Annotated in this window: 13 protein-coding genes; 4 read left to right on the top strand and 9 right to left on the bottom strand. The window is 66.9% G+C overall.

Going from position 1 to position 16,227, the window contains the following annotated elements; translation table 11 throughout:
- Window positions 1-83 precede the first annotated feature (83 nt).
- On the top strand, window positions 84-548 hold the full coding sequence (gene bfr, locus ACAW63_RS08150) for a bacterioferritin (RefSeq protein ID WP_371232908.1): 465 nt from the start codon (window positions 84-86) through the stop codon (window positions 546-548).
- 125 nt (window positions 549-673) lie between these two features.
- Here the strand turns inward: bfr and uvrA are convergent, their stop codons facing one another.
- Window positions 674-3,508 carry an excinuclease ABC subunit UvrA gene (uvrA, locus tag ACAW63_RS08155; protein ID WP_371232910.1) on the bottom strand — a complete coding sequence of 945 codons (2,835 nt, stop codon included), beginning with the start codon at window positions 3,506-3,508 and terminating at the stop codon, window positions 674-676.
- Between the two features lie 214 nt (window positions 3,509-3,722).
- Between uvrA and ACAW63_RS08160 the strand changes: the two genes are divergently transcribed.
- The 3 genes from ACAW63_RS08160 (at window position 3,723) to ACAW63_RS08170 (ending at window position 5,993) form a co-directional block, all read left to right on the top strand.
- Entirely contained in the window at window positions 3,723-5,111 is a 1,389-nt protein-coding gene (locus ACAW63_RS08160) for an MFS transporter (protein ID WP_343575479.1), read from the top strand.
- Window positions 5,112-5,129: 18 nt separating this feature from the next.
- The gene (gene ssb / locus ACAW63_RS08165) at window positions 5,130-5,627 is read left to right on the top strand and encodes a single-stranded DNA-binding protein (RefSeq protein WP_207884728.1); all 498 of its coding nucleotides are present in this window, start codon (window positions 5,130-5,132) and stop codon (window positions 5,625-5,627) included.
- Window positions 5,628-5,804: 177 nt separating this feature from the next.
- Complete coding sequence (locus tag ACAW63_RS08170) at window positions 5,805-5,993, top strand: hypothetical protein (protein WP_275609992.1); 189 nt, start codon at window positions 5,805-5,807, stop codon at window positions 5,991-5,993.
- Between the two features lie 52 nt (window positions 5,994-6,045).
- On the opposite strand, the gene ACAW63_RS08175 is transcribed toward ACAW63_RS08170, so the two are convergent.
- From ACAW63_RS08175 to cobG, 8 genes are all read right to left on the bottom strand, one after another.
- Window positions 6,046-7,374 carry an MFS transporter gene (locus tag ACAW63_RS08175; protein WP_371232912.1) on the bottom strand — a complete coding sequence of 443 codons (1,329 nt, stop codon included), beginning with the start codon at window positions 7,372-7,374 and terminating at the stop codon, window positions 6,046-6,048.
- Between the two features lie 173 nt (window positions 7,375-7,547).
- Window positions 7,548-9,992, bottom strand: a complete 2,445-nt coding sequence (locus ACAW63_RS08180; protein WP_371232914.1) for a TonB-dependent siderophore receptor — start codon at window positions 9,990-9,992, stop codon at window positions 7,548-7,550.
- A gap of 219 nt (window positions 9,993-10,211) precedes the next feature.
- Complete coding sequence (locus tag ACAW63_RS08185) at window positions 10,212-11,177, bottom strand: FecR domain-containing protein (RefSeq protein ID WP_371232915.1); 966 nt, start codon at window positions 11,175-11,177, stop codon at window positions 10,212-10,214.
- On the bottom strand, window positions 11,174-11,671 hold the full coding sequence (locus ACAW63_RS08190) for a sigma-70 family RNA polymerase sigma factor (protein WP_371232917.1): 498 nt from the start codon (window positions 11,669-11,671) through the stop codon (window positions 11,174-11,176). Before ACAW63_RS08190 ends, ACAW63_RS08185 begins: the two co-directional genes overlap by 4 nt.
- A 187-nt stretch (window positions 11,672-11,858) precedes the next feature.
- Window positions 11,859-13,508, bottom strand: coding sequence for a precorrin-3B C(17)-methyltransferase (gene cobJ, locus ACAW63_RS08195; RefSeq protein ID WP_371232919.1), 1,650 nt, complete (start codon window positions 13,506-13,508; stop codon window positions 11,859-11,861).
- Window positions 13,508-14,251, bottom strand: a complete 744-nt coding sequence (locus tag ACAW63_RS08200; RefSeq protein ID WP_371232921.1) for a precorrin-2 C(20)-methyltransferase — start codon at window positions 14,249-14,251, stop codon at window positions 13,508-13,510. Before ACAW63_RS08200 ends, cobJ begins: the two co-directional genes overlap by 1 nt.
- Entirely contained in the window at window positions 14,248-14,874 is a 627-nt protein-coding gene (locus ACAW63_RS08205; RefSeq protein WP_371232922.1) for a precorrin-8X methylmutase, read from the bottom strand. Before ACAW63_RS08205 ends, ACAW63_RS08200 begins: the two co-directional genes overlap by 4 nt.
- Entirely contained in the window at window positions 14,867-16,207 is a 1,341-nt protein-coding gene (cobG, locus tag ACAW63_RS08210; protein WP_371232923.1) for a precorrin-3B synthase, read from the bottom strand. Before cobG ends, ACAW63_RS08205 begins: the two co-directional genes overlap by 8 nt.
- Between the last annotated feature and the right edge of the window lie 20 nt (window positions 16,208-16,227).

A 16,227-nucleotide genomic window follows, 5' to 3' on the forward strand; every position in this document is an offset into this window, starting at 1 on the left:
GCCAATTACGGGCTTGACCCCGGTCATCCCCAGCCGGACCATAGCGCCGTTTAATTTGCCGTCACGTTCCAGGGAGAAGGCTGATGCAAGGCCATGCCGAGGTTATCGACTATCTGAACACGCTGCTGACCGGGGAGCTGGCCGCTCGCGACCAGTACTTCATCCACTCGCGGATGTACGAGGACTGGGGCTTCACCAAGCTCTACGAACGCCTCAACCACGAGATGGAAGAGGAAACCCAGCACGCCGATGCCCTGCTGCGCCGCATCCTGCTGCTCGAAGGCACGCCGCGCATGCGTCCGGACGACATCCATCCGGGCAAGACCGTGCCTTCGATGCTCGAAGCCGACCTCAAACTGGAGCGCCATGTGCGCGCCGCCCTGGCCAAGGGCATCGCCCTGTGCGAGAAGCACAAGGACTTCGTTACCCGCGACATCCTCCGCGTGCAGCTGACCGACACCGAGGAAGACCACGCCTACTGGCTGGAGCAGCAGCTCGGGCTGATCCAGAAGATGGGGCTGGAGAATTACCTGCAGTCGCAGATCTGATCCGCAGCTTCGGTTCGACAAAGGCCCCCGGCGCTCAGGCTCCGGGGGCTTTTTTATTTGCGCGCGGAGCAGAAAAAAGCCCCTGCGCCGATTGGCAGCAGGGGCTTTTTTCCTGCCGGCGCGGATCAGGCCCGATCGCGCTCCAGCAGCGGTTTGAGGAAGCGCCCGGTGTGCGATGCCTCCATCTCCGCGACCTGCTCCGGCGTGCCGGTGGCGATGATCTGGCCGCCCTTGGAGCCGCCTTCGGGACCGAGGTCGACCAGCCAGTCGGCAGTCTTGATCACGTCCAGGTTGTGCTCGATCACCACCACGGTGTTGCCGTGGTCGCGCAGGCGGTGCAGCACGTCGAGCAACTGCTGGATATCCGCGAAGTGCAGGCCTGTGGTCGGCTCGTCGAGGATGTACAGGGTCTTGCCGGTATCGCGCTTGGACAGCTCGCGGGACAGTTTCACCCGCTGCGCCTCACCGCCGGACAGGGTGGTCGCGCTCTGCCCCAGCTTGATGTACGACAGGCCGACGTCCATCAGGGTCTGCAGCTTGCGGGCGATGGCCGGGACGGCGTCGAAGAACTCGCGCGCGTCCTCGATGGTCATGTCCAGCACCTCGGTGATGCTCTTGCCCTTGTAGCGGACTTCCAGGGTCTCGCGGTTGTAGCGCTTGCCCTTGCAGACGTCGCAGGGGACGTAGATGTCCGGCAGGAAGTGCATCTCCACCTTGATCACGCCGTCGCCCTGGCAGGCCTCGCAGCGGCCGCCCTTCACGTTGAAGGAGAAGCGCCCCGGGCCGTAGCCGCGCGAACGGGCTTCCGGTACGCCAGCGAACAGCTCGCGGATCGGCGTGAACAGGCCGGTGTAGGTCGCGGGGTTGGAGCGTGGCGTGCGGCCGATCGGGCTCTGGTCGATGTCCACCACCTTGTCCAGGTGCTGCAGGCCGTCGAAGGAGTCGTGCGGCGCGACCTCCAGGCTGGTGGCGCCGTTGAGCGCGGTGGCGGTGATCGGGAACAGGGTGTTGTTGATCAGCGTCGACTTGCCGGAGCCGGACACCCCGGTGACGCAGGTGAACAGGCCGACCGGGATTTCCAGGTTGACGTTCTGCAGGTTGTTGCCGCGTGCGCCCTTGAGCTTGAGCAACTGCTTCTTGTTGCGCGGCGTACGCTCGGCCGGCACGACGATCTTGGTGCGGCCGGACAGGTACTTGCCGGTGACCGAATCCGGGTGGTCCATGACCTCCTGCGGCGTACCCTCGGCGACGATCTGCCCGCCGTGCACGCCGGCGCCGGGGCCGATGTCCACCACGTAGTCGGCGAGGCGGATGGCGTCCTCGTCGTGCTCGACCACGATCACCGTGTTGCCCAGGTTGCGCAGGTGGGTGAGGGTGCCCAGCAGGCGTTCGTTGTCGCGCTGGTGCAGGCCGATGGAGGGTTCGTCGAGGATGTACATGACGCCCACCAGGCCCGCGCCGATCTGGCTGGCCAGGCGGATGCGCTGGGCCTCGCCGCCGGACAGGGTGTCGGCGCTGCGATCCAGGGTCAGGTAGTCGAGGCCGACGTTGACCAGGAACTGCAGGCGTTCGCGGATCTCCTTGAGGATCTTCGAGGCGATCTCGCCGCGGCGGCCGGTCAGGGTCAGGCTCTCGGCGTATTCACAGGCGGTGCCCACCGGCATCGCGGTGATCGCCGGCAACGTCTTGTCGCCGACCCACACGTGGCGCGCCTCGCGGCGCAGGCGGGTGCCGTGGCAGTCCGGGCAGGGCTGGGTGCTGAGGAACTTGGCCAGCTCCTCGCGCACGGTGGCCGACTCGGTCTCGCGGTAGCGGCGCTCCAGGTTGGGCAGGATGCCTTCGAACGGGTGCGCGCGCTTGACGATGTCGCCACGGTCGTTGAGGTAGCGGAATTCGACGTTCTCGCGGCCCGAGCCGTTGAGGATGAACTTCTGGTGCTCCGGATCGAGGTCCTGGAAGGGCTCCTCCAGGCTGAAGCCGAAGTGCCCGGCCAGGGAGCCGAGCATCTGGAAGTAGTAGACGTTGCGCCGGTCCCAGCCGCGGATCGCGCCTTCGGCCAGGGTCAGCTCGCCATTGACCACCCGGCGCGCATCGAAGAACTGCTTCACGCCCAGGCCGTCGCAGGTCGGGCAGGCGCCGGCCGGGTTGTTGAAGGAGAACAGCTTGGGTTCCAGCTCGCTGATGGAGTGGCCGCAGATCGGGCAGGCGAAGCGGGCGGAGAAGATCATCTCTTCGCCTTCTTCATCGTCCATCGGAGCGACCAGGGCGATGCCGTCAGCCAGGTTGATCGCCGTCTCGAAGGATTCCGCCAGGCGCTGCTGCAGGTCGCCGCGCACCTTGAAGCGGTCCACCACCACGTCGATGGAGTGCTTGAGCTTCTTGTCCAGCTTGGGCAGCTCGTCCAGCTCGTAGAGCTTGCCGTTGACGCGGGCGCGGACGAAACCCTGGGCGCGCATCTCCTCGAACACCGCCAGGTGCTCGCCCTTGCGCTCACGGATCACCGGGGCCAGCAGCATCAGCTTGCGGCCTTCGGGCAGCGCCAGCACCTGATCGACCATCTGGCTGACGGTCTGCGCCTCCAGCGGGATGTCGTGGTCCGGGCAGCGCGGGATACCCACGCGCGCGTAGAGCAGGCGCAGGTAGTCGTAGATCTCGGTGATGGTGCCCACTGTGGAGCGCGGGTTGTGCGAGGTGGATTTCTGCTCGATGGAAATGGCCGGCGACAGACCTTCGATGGTGTCGACGTCGGGCTTTTCCATCATCGAGAGGAACTGCCGGGCATAGGCCGACAGGGATTCCACATAGCGGCGCTGACCCTCGGCATAGAGCGTGTCGAAGGCCAGGGAAGACTTGCCGGAGCCGGACAGGCCGGTGATCACGATCAGCTTGTCGCGGGGCAGGGTCAGGTCGATGTTCTTCAGGTTGTGGGTACGTGCCCCACGGATGAGGATCTTGTCCACAGCGGCCTCGCATGGCGGGCGAAAACCGTTGAGTATACGGCCGGCCGTCCATGTGCGGCAAAGTCGCGCGAGTGTGCCGGCGGGCGGCAGGACTGGTAGAATGCGCGGCTATTTTTCGGCGTTGGCGACAGCCGGCCCTTCGCGGAGTGGAAGGGCGCGCCGTCACGGGGGCACTGAAGCGCAACCCCGACATCCGTCTTCCCATGAGGGGCTTATGCACGATTCCCACACTGAGCGCATGAGTGGCACCGAAACCCGCGCGGCCGCCGGCCTGTCCCTGGTCTTCGCGTTCCGCATGCTCGGCATGTTCATGGTGCTGCCGGTTCTGGCGACCTACGGCCAGGATCTCGCTGGCGCGACCCCGGCCCTGATCGGCCTGGCCATCGGCGCTTACGGCCTGACCCAGGCCATCCTGCAGATTCCCCTGGGCACCCTGTCCGACCGCATCGGCCGCCGGCCGATCATAGTCGTCGGCCTGCTGGTATTCGCCGCCGGCGCCGCGCTGGCGGCCAACGCCGACTCCATCTGGGGCATCATCGCCGGCCGGGTGCTGCAGGGCGCCGGGGCGATTTCCGCCGCCGTGATGGCGATGCTCTCCGACCTGACCCGCGAGCAGCACCGTACCAAGGCCATGGCGATGATCGGCATGAGCATCGGCGTGTCCTTCGCCGTGGCCATGGTCGCCGGCCCGGTGCTGACCCACTGGTTCGGCCTGCACGGTCTGTTCTGGTTCACCGCCGGCATGGCCCTGGTGGGCATGCTGATCATCCTGTTCGTCGTGCCGACCCCGGACCATCGCATGCAGCACCGCGAATCCAGCGTGGCCAAGCAGTCGCTGATCCCGACCCTGAAGAACGGCGAACTGCTGCGCCTGGACGCCGGAATCCTGGTCCTGCATGCCATCCTCATGGCCAGCTTCGTGGCCCTGCCGCTGGCGCTGGTGGAACGCGCCGGGCTGCCCAAGGAGCAGCACTGGTGGGTGTACCTGACCGCACTGCTGGTGGGCTTCTTCGGCATGGTGCCGTTCATCATCTACGCCGAGAAGAAGCGCCAGATGAAGCGCGTGCTGAGCGGCGCGGTGGCGACCCTGATGCTCTGCGAGCTGTACTTCTGGGCCTTCGGCGACAGCCTGCAGGAACTGGTGTTCGGCATCATCGTCTACTTCACCGCGTTCAACCTGCTGGAGGCCTCGCTGCCGTCCCTGGTGAGCAAGGTTTCGCCCGCCGGCGGCAAGGGCACGGCGATGGGCGTGTACTCCACCAGCCAGTTCCTCGGCGCCGCGGTGGGCGGCATCCTGGGCGGCTGGATGTTCCAGCACGGTGGCCTGAACGGGGTATTCATCGGCTGCGCCGTCCTTGCTGCCATCTGGCTGGCGATTGCTGTTACCATGCGTGAACCGCCGTATGTAACGAGCATTCGTCTGCCTCTTTCCGATGAGGCGCTGCGCGATGCCTCGTTGGCCGAGCGTTTCAAGGCATTGCCCGGTGTGAGCGATGTGATGGTGGTCATCGAAGAGGCCGCCGCTTATGTCAAAGTAGATTCCCAACAAGTGGATCGCACGTCCCTCGAGCGCCTGGCTGGCGCCGAGCCGGCGACGTGCTGAAGCCTTTAGGAGAGCGTCATGGCCCGTGGGGTTAACAAAGTCATTCTGGTGGGTAACGTCGGTGGCGATCCGGAAACCCGTTATATGCCCAACGGCAACGCGGTGACCAACGTCACCCTGGCCACCAGCGAGAGCTGGAAGGACAAGCAGACCGGCCAGCAGCAGGAACGCACCGAGTGGCACCGCGTGGTGTTCTTCGGTCGCCTGGCGGAAATTGTCGCCGAGTACGTGCGCAAGGGTTCGCAGATCTACGTCGAAGGCAGCCTGCGCACTCGCAAGTGGCAGGGCCAGGACGGTCAGGACCGCTACACCACCGAGATCGTGGTCGACATCAACGGCAACATGCAGCTGCTCGGCGGCCGTCCGGGTGCCGGTGGCGACGACGCTCCGCGCGCCCCGCGTGAGCCTCAGCAGCGTCCGCAGCAGGCGCCGCGTCCGGCCCCGCAGCAGCAGTCCCAGCCCGCTCCGCAGCCGGCCCCGGACTACGACAGCTTCGACGACGACATTCCGTTCTGAACCCAGCGGTTGGAGTCACCAAGAGCGCAGCCTTCGAGCTGCGCTCTTGCGTTTCTGGGACGCTCGTTTTGGCGAAGGTCCGCAACAGTCTTTCTCGAAAGTGACTATTTAATTAGCTAGCTAATTAAATGATTCTGGAATTGCCTTGATGTGTGGCAAAACCGGAGAAGAAAAGACATGAGCATTACAGTGACCGAGCGTGACGACGACCATAAATCCCGCGAGTTCCGCGCCCTGGGCGGGCGTTGCTGGGATGTGTACCAGGAAGGCCAGTTGGTCGGCATCTTCCATACCGAGCGTGAGGCGCACGCCTACCGCACCTCCCTGGAATTGGAGACACGCCACCGCCAGGCGGCAGAGTTCTAGTCAGACCGGAGCAGAAGGCCCCGCCAAAGCGGGGCCTTCTGCCGTCGGTGGATCAGTGCAGGCGTTTTCGCAGTTGATGCGCCGGAATGCCGAGCAGCAGGATCAGCGCGCCGATTGCCAGGACCACGCCGATCACGTCGAAGGCCTGGTACAGGCTGCCGGTGGCGGTCTTGATCGCCCCGACCACGATCTGGCTGATCACCCCCGCCAGGCCGCCGATGGCGCTGATCACCGCGATGCCGCCGGCTGCCCGTGTCGGGCTGAGCAGCGCCGGTGGGATGGTCCAGAACAGCGAGAGGGCGGACATCGCCGTCGCTGCGCCGACGGTCATCAGGATCACCGAGAGCAGCAGGTGGCCCTGGACGAGGCCGAGCAGGAAGAAGCTGCTGGCGCTGACCAGCATGGTCGCACCGACGTGCCAGCGGCGCTCCTGGCGTTTGTCCGAGCTGCGGCCGAGCAGGTACATGCCGACGATGCCCACCGCGTAGGGCAGGCTGGCGAGCAGCCCGATGGACCTCAAGTCCTCCACGCCGAAGCCGCGGATCAGTGTCGGCATCCAGTACGACACGGTGTTCGAGCCGCTGTAGACGCAGAAGAACACCAGCCCGGCGATGTACACCCGCGGATCGCGCAGCACGTCGAGCAAGCGGCCGTGATCGCCGGATTTTTCCGGCTCGGTGGCCAGTGCGGCTTCCAGGCGGTCCTTCTCCTCGTCGCTCAGCCATTTCGCGTCGCGTGGGCGATCCGCCAGCCAGTACCAGCCGAACACCCCCAGCAGCATGGCGGGGATGCCTTCCAGGACGAACAGCACCTGCCAGTCGCGCAGGCCCATCCAGCCGTGGAAGTGGGTCATGATCCAGCCGGCCAGGGGTCCGCTGGTGATGCCGGCGACCATCGCCGACATGATGAACACGGCGGTGATCCGGCCGCGCAGTTCGCTGGGGAACCAGTAGGTGAGGTAGAGAATGACGCCCGGGAAGAACCCGGCTTCGGCGACCCCGAGGAAGAACCGCGCGACGATCAGCTGGTTGGCGGTGGTGACGAAGGCGGTGGCGACGGTGACCATGCCCCACAGCACCATGATCCGCGTGAGCGTGGCGCGGGCGCCGACGCGCTGCATGTACAGGTTGCTGGGCACCTCGAAGAGGATGTAGCCCAGGTAGAAGATGCCGGCGCCGATCCCGTAGGCGGCCTCGCTCAGGGCGATATCCTCGGCCATGCGCAATTTGGCGAAGGAGATGTTGAGGCGGTCGATGGCGTTGATCGCGTAGGCGACGACCAGGAAGGGCAGCAGGCGCCAGATCACCTTGCGGTAAAGCGCCCGGGTCGAGGCCGGCGAGTTGGTCGTGGGCGACGCGATCGTCTCGAACGTTTGACTCATGGTTGCTCCTGCTGGCGTGGCCAGATTGTTCTTGTTGTGTTCGCAAGCGGTCAGGAGCGTCGAGGATAGGAGGGTGGTCTCGCGGCAGAACTCACCCGAAGGGGGGGTATAGGGGGGGTATTTGTAAGAGGAAGTTGCAGGGGCCGGGCCCCTGCAACGACTGGACGGTGCGATCAGAACTGGTAGTTCACCGTTGCGGTGACGTTGCGTTTTTCGCCGAAGTAGCAGAAGTCCAGGCTGTAGCAGGACGCCACGTAGTCCTTGTCCAGCAGGTTGTTGGCGTTGAGGCTGACGTCCAGCCCCTTCAGGCCGACGCGGGACAGGTCATAGCCGATGCGCGCATCCACCAGGGTGTAGTCCGGCACGCGCAGGGTGTTCTCCTTGTCCGCCCAGGTCTCGCCGACGTAACGGGCACCGCCTCCAAGGGAGAGGCCGTCCAGCGGGCCGGCATCGAAGCCGTAGTCGGCCCACAGCGAGGCCATGTGCTTGGGCGCCTGGTTCGGGGTGTGGCCCTGGTTGCCGTCCAGAGACTTCGTGTAGGTGATGTCGGTGTAGGTGTAGCTGCCGAGTACCTTGAGGTTGTCGGTGACCTGGGTGTGGGCTTCCAGCTCGAAGCCCTGGGAGCGCACTTCGCCCACGGAGGTGTAGAAGTTGTCCTGCGGCTCCTTGGAGGCGACGTTCTCCTGGGTGATGTGGAAGATCGAGGCGGTATAGAGACTGCGGCTGCCCTCGGGCTGGAACTTCAGGCCGGCTTCCCACTGCTTGCCCTCGGTCGGCTCCAGTGGCGTGCCGGATTGGTCGGAGTAGGCGTTGGGGTTGAACGACTCGGAGTAGCTGATGTAGGGCGCGACGCCGTTGTCGAACAGGTAAAGCGCGCCGATGCGCCCGGTGAATTTCTTCCAGTCGTCGTCGGCCTTGCTGCCGGTGCTGCGGTTCTTGTCTTCGACGGTCACCCAGTCCTCGCGCATGCCGAGGGAGAAGCGCCAGTTGTCGATGTCGATCAGGTCCTGCAGGTAGACGCCGGTCTGCTCCAGGCGACGGGTGTGGTTGTCGTCGGGGTAGTAGCTGATGGCGTCGTTGCCATAGTGCGGATTGAAAGCATCCAGCGGGGCGGCCTGGCCGGAGGACCAGTCCACGCTGGTGCGGCGGCGCTGGTAATCCAGGCCCATCAGCAAGGTGTGTCGGGCGGCGCCGGTGTCGAACTCGGCCTGGGCGATGTTATCCACGATGTACGCCTGCAGGTGCTCGCGGGCGCCGGAGAAGTAGCGGTTCAGGGTGTTCTCGTCCGGCGCGGTCCAGCCGTAGGCGTAGACCTGCGAGAGGTCCACATCGGAGTCCAGGTAGCGGAAGTTCTGCCGCGCGGTCCACACGTCGTCGAGGCGGTGTTCCAGCTGGTAGCCGAACATGCGCTGGGTGCGGTCGAAGTCGTCCTTGCTCGGTTCGCCGTCGAAGAACTCGCGGGAGATCTTCTGGCCGTTGTGGTGGAACAGCGTGCCGTCCGCCGGCACGCCGCCGTGGTAGCCGCCGTTCGGGTCGTGCTGCAGGTAGCCCTGCAGGGTCAGGGTGGTGTCCTCGGTGAAGTCGATTGCCAGGGTCGGGGCGATGGCGTAGCGCTCTTCCTTGACATGGTCGAACTGGGTGTCCGAACCCTTGCCCAGGCCGACCAGGCGGTAGGCGATGCGCTTCTCCTCATCCAGCGGGCCGCTGAAGTCGAAACCCAGCTCCTTCTGGCCCATGTTGCCGACCGTGCCGGTGATCTGGTGGTAGTCCTCGTACAGCGGCTTCTTGCTGGTCAGCGCCACCAGCCCGCCCGGCAGGCTGCGGCCATAGAGCACCGAGGACGGACCCTTGACCACGTCGATGCGTTCGAGGAAGTACGGGTCGATCTGCATCGAGCTGAAGGTGCCGCTGTCGCCCATGGCCTTCAGGCCGTCGAGGTAGATGTTGTCCACGCTGTTGTCGGCGAAGCCGCGCATCACCACGTAGTCGTAGCGGTTCGATGCGCCGACCTGGCCGGTGAAGATGCCGGGGGTGTAGCGCATGGCCTGCTGCACGGTCTTGGAGGCGGTGTCGTCGATCTGCTCGCGGGTGATCACCGAGACGCTCTGGCTGGTTTCCAGCAGGGACTTGGAGGTCTTGGTGGCGATCTGGCTGTGGGTCGCGAGGTAGCCGTCTTCCTCGCCCAGCGCGTTGCCCAGGGCGAACACATCGCTGGACGGCATGGCCAGCACGTCGGTCGGCGCGGCGGGGCGCAGCACGTAGTTGCCGTTGCCCTGGTCCGTGGCTTCCAGCGGTGAGTCCAGCAGCAGGCGCGATAGGCCCTGGTCCACCGAATAGGTGCCGTTCAGGCCGGCCGAGTTCAGCCCGCGCGTCTGCTCCGGGGTAGCCGACAGGGTAATCCCCGCCTCGCGGGCGAAGCTGTTCAGCACCTCGCCCAAGGGCCCGGCCGGAATGGCGTAGGCGCGACTGCTGGTGATGGCGGCAGCGTCGGCGGCCAAGGCAGTCAGCGGCAGGTTGGCACCCAGGCTCGCGCAGAGCAGGGCGCCGCGTACGGCATGGGCCAGGCGGTTGGCGCTGGGCAGGGTGGGGGACGGCATCGGGACGTGAACGGCTCGCATGGATGGGGTTCCGGAGAGGAGGGGAAATGAACGGGTTATTCCTCCTTGCCGGCCGACGCGGCGAAACCCGACAAAAATAATTCTCGATTGCGAAGAAATGTTATTGGGCGGCGTACCTTGATCCATCACGGGCCCCAAGGCCGAACTCGACGTGCTTTGCTACCCCGGCTAAACGGCGGATAACGTCGAACGTTATCCGCCCTACGTTCCAGCGCGGGCTCAGCCCCGCGCGCTCACCGTCACCCACCAGTCCGTACGTTTCTCCACCCGCACGGGAAGCGTCTGCGGCAGCAGGGCAAGCACTTGATCGGTGTCGTCCAGGCGGAACACCCCGGAGAGACGCAGGTCGGCCACGCTCGCATCGCAATGCAGATGCCCATGGCGATAGCGACCGATCTCGGCGAGGAAGTCCGCCAGACGCATATCGCGGGTGACGATCAGGCCGTCGACCCAGGCGCCGCTGTCCATGTTGCTGCGCTCGGCCAGCAGGGCGCTGTCGCCATTGATCTCGTAGGTCTGCCCGGCCTTGGCGATGGCGGTGGCCTGGCCGCGTACGCGTGGGGCGATGGCCACCGAACCGTCCGCGACGCTCAGGTGCGTGGAGCGCTCGTCCTGGCGCAGCACGAAGCGTGTGCCCAGGGCCTCGAACAGGCCGTCGCGGTTGCTCACCCGCAGTGGCCGCGCGGTGTCCTTCGCCGTGCTCAGCAGCATCTCGCCGCGTTCCAGGAGCAGCAGGCGCTGGCGCGAGTCGAAGTGCACATTCACCGCGCTGTCGGTGTTCAGTTGCAGCACGCTGCCGTCGGCCAGGGTGAAGCACTTGCGCTCGCCGGTGGCGGTGCTGTAGTCGGCCATCCAGCGTTGCCAGGGGGCGACCTCGCGGGCCAGCCACAACGCCGAGGCGCCGATCGCGAGGGTGGAAAGCAGCTTCAGCGCCTGGCGCCGCTGCACGCGCTGGGTGGCGTTCTCCAGCGCCACGCGGGCGCCCGGCACGGCCTGGTAACCGGCCGCCAGTTCGCTGTTCAGCGCCTGTACCCGCAGCCAGGCGGTCTCGTGTTCGGGGTTGGCCTGGCGCCAGTGCTGGCAGGCGCTGAGCAACTCGGGATCGGCATTGCCGTTCAGGCGCAGGGTCCACTGGATCGCCTGCTTCACCACCCGTGGATCGGGCGCGAGGCTGGCGCCGTTCATTCGGCGTACCGCAGCTGGTAGCAGTGGAACAGCGCTTCGGCGACGTAGCGCTCCACCGAGCGCACGGAGACGCCAAGCTGCTCGGCAATCCGGGCATGGGGCAGGCCCTCGCATTGGGCCAGCAGGAAGGCGCTGCGCACCTTGGGCTTGAGGCCGTCGAGCAGGCGGGCAATGTTTTCCAGCAACTGCAGGATGCTCTGCCGCGCCTCCGCCGAGGGCACTTGCGCTTCCGGCAGATGAGCGATGGCGTCGAGGTAGGCGCGCTCCAGTTCCTCGCGCCGCCAGTGGTCGATCACCAGGCCGCGGGCGATGACCCGCAGGAAGGCGCGCGGCGTGTGCAGTTCGATGCGCTCGGGCTTGAGCAGCACACGCACGAAGGTGTCCTGGGCCAGGTCCGCGGCATCGGCGGCATTGCCCAGGCGGCTGCGCAGCCAGTTGTGCAGCCAGCCGTGGTGGTCACTGTAGAGCGCGTGGACGTCGAAAGTGGATGACATGGGCGAGCGAAATGCTGCAAATGATAATTTGTCGCATTTTCAATAAGCCATTGGTCATTTGCAAGCGTGCTCGCCGGATCGGTGTTGTTGCAGGAGCGAGCTTGCTCGCGAACGTCCCGGCACCGCAGCTACCGGGGAAATCTGTTCGTGAGCAGCTCGCTCCTGCGAAAAGCGGCCATGCCGCTCTTCAGCGGTACCAGCGCGGCGTATACACCCAATCGCCGCCACCGGCGCGGGGGAAGCGGCGGGTCAGGGACGAGCCGACGATCACCAGGGTGCGCATATCCACCATCTCCGGCACCAGCTCGCCGAGCGTCACCACCCGCAGTGCCTCGGCCGGGCGGCCGATATCGCGGCCGAGCACCACCAGGGTTTCCGGCGCGCGGTGCTGGCGGACGATCTCCAGCGCGCGCCCCAGCTGCCACGGGCGCGCCTTGGAGATGGGGTTGTAGAAGGCCATGGCCAGGTCGGCGGCGCCGGCATGCTCGAGTCGCTTCTCGATCGTCTCCCAGGGCTTGAGGTTATCCGACAGCGAGATCAGACAGAAATCATGCCCCAGCGGCGCGCCGGCCTTGGCGGCGGCGGCCAGGGCGGCGGATACACCCGGCAGCACCTCCAGTTCCACGCCGTGCCAGTGCGGATCGCTGCTCTCATGCAGCGCTTCCATCACCGCAGCGGCCATGGCGAACACGCCGGGGTCGCCGGAGGAAATCACCACCACCCGCCGCCCGCTGGCGGCCAGCTCGAAGGCGTGGCGGGCGCGCTGCATTTCCTCGCGGTTGTCGGTGCAGTGGCGCACCTGGTCGTCGCGCAGCGGCTCGGCCATCTTCACGTAGGTCTCGTAGCCGAGCAGGTCCTGTGCTTCGTCCAGCGCGCGTCGCACGGCGGGGATCATGAAGTCGCTGGCGCCGGGCCCTAGGCCGATGACGCTGAGTCGCCCGCGCGGCTGGCCGATGCGCTCGGCTTCGGCGGGCGTCGTGGCACGGAGCAGATGGAAGGAGTCGCCGTGCAGCACGTCCGGCGGCAGTGCTTCATCGTTGTGGATAAAGCGCAGTGGAACGCCCAACTCTGCGGCGGCGCCAGCCAGGGCGGGATCGGCCATACGGCAGCGCGGTGCCACCAGCGCGGCCAGCGAGGCTTCGGCCAACCCGGCTTGGGCCAGGCCCTGGCGGATGCGCCGGGGTAATTGCGAATCCACCAGCGTGACGTGGGCGAGCACGATGCGCGGATGAATGCGCAGTTCGTTCTGTGCAATGCCAGTGGTGTGCGCGTCGATGCGCAGGGTGTGCGCGGCGTCCTCGGCCAGCGGCAGGTCCAGTTCATCGAGCCAGGGCGCGTCACCTTCGATACGCAGGGTATCGCCGCCCAGCAGGTCGGAGACGAAGCGCTTGCCCTGCTCGATATCGGCCAGGGCATAGCCTTGGGGCGGGTCGAGCAGGCAGGCGCCGAAGCGCAGTTCGCCGCTGGTAGTGATCGCTGGCGCCACATCCAGCGCGGCGGCGATCTCGCGGGCCATGCGGTTCACCCCGCCCAGCCCACCGAGCAGCGGCACCACGGCGCTGCCGTCTTCGGCGACGGCCAGCACCGGCGGCTCAGCACCCTTCTCGACGAGCAATGGGGCGAGGGTACGGATGACGATGCCGGCGGCGCACAGGGCGATGATCGGGGTGTCGTCGCGGTACAGCTGGCGCAGGGTATCGCCGAAGTTTGCGTAGGACTCGTCGGCGCCTTTGACGCGCTCCTTCAGGCCCAGCACGCGCGCCTGCGGATAAGCACCCTGGAGGCGTCGTGCGGTGGCCAGCGCTCCCTGGCCGAGAATGACGATGGCGGCGCGCATCAGCCGTTCCACCGCTGGCCGGGGATGACGATCATCGAGAAGTAGGGCGAGGCCATCGGGTCCACGTCATCCAGCGCGACGATGCGCTGCTCGCGCATGGTGGCCCGTTCGACGTAGTGGGCGCCGCTGTCGCGGCCCAGCTCGCGCAGTACGCGGCGGACCTTGTCGAAGTTGCGCCCGAGCTTCATCACCACCGCCGCATCGGCGTCGGCCAGGCGACGCTTGAGCTCGTCTTCGGGCAGCACGCCGGACAGCACCGACAGGCTCTGGTTGCGGTACACCAGCGGCACACCGAGCACCGCCGCACTGCCGAGCATCGAGCAGACGCCGGGTACGACTTCGGTGTCATAGCGCTGCGAAAGACGGTCGTGCAGGTACATGTAGGAACCGTAGAAGAACGGATCGCCCTCGCAGATCACCGCCACGTCGCGGCCGGCGTCCAGGTGCGCAGCCACCTGGGCGGCGGCGGTGTCGTAGAAGTCGCTGATCACCCCTTCGTAGGTCAGCGGCGGTTCCAGCTTCTCGGTGGTCACCGGGTACACCAGCGGCAGGCGCTGCTGATCTTCGCGCAGGTGCTCCTCGATGATGGCGAAGGCGTTGCCGCCCTGGCCTGCATGATGCTTGGCCTTGGCCACGAAGTAGCCGATCACCGGGGAGGCGCGCAGCAGGCGCAGGGCCTTGAGGGTCAGCAGTTCCGGGTCGCCCGGGCCGACGCCCAGGCCGATGAGACGGCCAGCCATCATTCCACCTCCGTGGCCAGGGCGTTCACCGCCGCGGCCGCCATCGCGCTGCCGCCGCGGCGCCCGCGGACGATCACGTAGGGCACGCCACGGCTGTCGGCGGCGAGGGCGTCCTTGGACTCCATGGCGCCGACGAAACCCACCGGGAAGCCGAGGATCAGCGCCGGTTTCGGCGCGCCTACATCGAGCATTTCCAGCAGGTAGAAGAGGGCGGTCGGGGCGTTGCCGATCACCACCACGCTGCCTTCCAGGTGCTCGCGCCAGTGCTCCAGCGCCACCGCCGAGCGGGTGTTGCCCAGCTCGCGGGCGAGCGTCGGAACGTCCGGGTCGTTGAGCGTGCAGATCACCTCGTTGTGGGCCGGCAGGCGCGCGCGGGTGATGCCCTCGGCAACCATCCGCGCATCGCAGAGGATCGGCGCGCCCTTGGCCAGGGCCGCGCGGCCGATGGCGCCGGCGCCTTCGGAGAAGCGCAGGTCCTGCACCACGTCGACCATGCCGCAGGCGTGGATCACCCGCACGGCGAGCTTTTCCAGATCGGCGGGGATGCCGGACAGGTCGGCTTCGGCGCGGATGGTGGCGAAGGATTGGCGATAGATCGCCTGGCCGTCGCGGATGTAATCAAGCATCGGTGGGGACTCCGGGCGCGGCGAGCAGGTCGCCGGCGGCATCGAGGGAAAGGTTGCGCGCCAGCGGCTGGCCGAAGCCGGCGACGCCGTCGGCGCGACGGAACAGGTCATAGCGGCCGTCGTCGACGGCCAGCAGGGTATAGGGCGCGACGTGGGCGGCGGCGCAGGAGCGCGGACAACCGCACAGGTGCACGCCGGCCGTTGGCGCTTGGCGCAGACGCTCGGCCAGGCGCCGGGCGTCGGCCTTGGTGTCGGCCAGGCCGCGCGCGCAGCCGCTGGATCCGCTGCAGGCGACGATGCGCGACAGCGGCTGTGCGGCTTCGGTCAGCAGCCCGAGGTTTGCCAGGGCGGTGAGTACGACGGCAGCGTCGGACTGGGCCACATCGGGGAGGATCAGACTTTGCCAGGGCGTCAGACGCAGTTGTCCGCCACTGAAGCGCTCGGCGAGATCGGCCAGGCCGACCAGCAGGGTGCTGTCGAGCCGTCCGAGGACGAATCCTGCGCCGACCATGGCGCGCTCCGGCTGGCGCTGCGGATGAATCCCGAGGTGCGCGAAGGCTGTCGGCGCAAGACGACGCCAGTTATCCACAAGCGGGCCGAGTTGCAGGGCGAAGGGCAGGCGTTGCTGCAGGTGCTCCAGCAGCGTCTTGTCGCCGAGCGTTTCGCGCAGATGGCGCATGCGCGTCTGGCCATCGCCGGCCAGGTCGAGGAACAGGTGCAACAGGGTTTCCACCAGCAGCGGCACCTGCTCGGCGGTGACAGCGGCGAGGGCGGGGCGATCCGTCTCGTTTCGTGGTGGGCAACCGGCCAGGCCGAAGGCGAACAGCGGCGCCGCAGCGTCGGACATCGCCGACAGCCAGATATCGTTGGGATGCTCCAGCATTGCCAGCGCTTCGCCGCCGTCCAGCTGGATGCCGAACTTGGGTGACAGGCTGTGGAAGCGCGGGGTGTCTTCCAGCAGATCGAGCAACTGGTGAGCCAGTTGCCTGGCGTCGAATGCCATGTCCAGGCCGAGGGCCGGGCTGACCAGCAGGTTGCGCACGTCGTCGGCCGCCAGCTCGCGCGGGCCGAGGCCGGCGGCCAGCAGCTCGCGGCTCAGCGTGTTCCCGGTACCGGCGTGTATGCCACGGATCTGCAGGTTGGCGCGGTTGGTCGCTTCCAGCACGCCGTCGGCATGGCGCTCGGCCGCCTGGGCGATGGCGCGCGCGGCGCGGGCATCGAGTTGTCCACAGGGCAGCTTGATGCGGCAGATGCCGCCATCGCGGGAGGCCACGATGCGCAGCAGGCCGGGGCAGGCTGACGGACGGACGGGCAGAACGGAGGAATCGTGCACTGAGGTCACCAGGGCTGGGT

This window comes from Pseudomonas sp. QE6 (assembly GCF_041379005.1).
In the GTDB taxonomy this organism is placed as follows: domain Bacteria; phylum Pseudomonadota; class Gammaproteobacteria; order Pseudomonadales; family Pseudomonadaceae; genus Pseudomonas.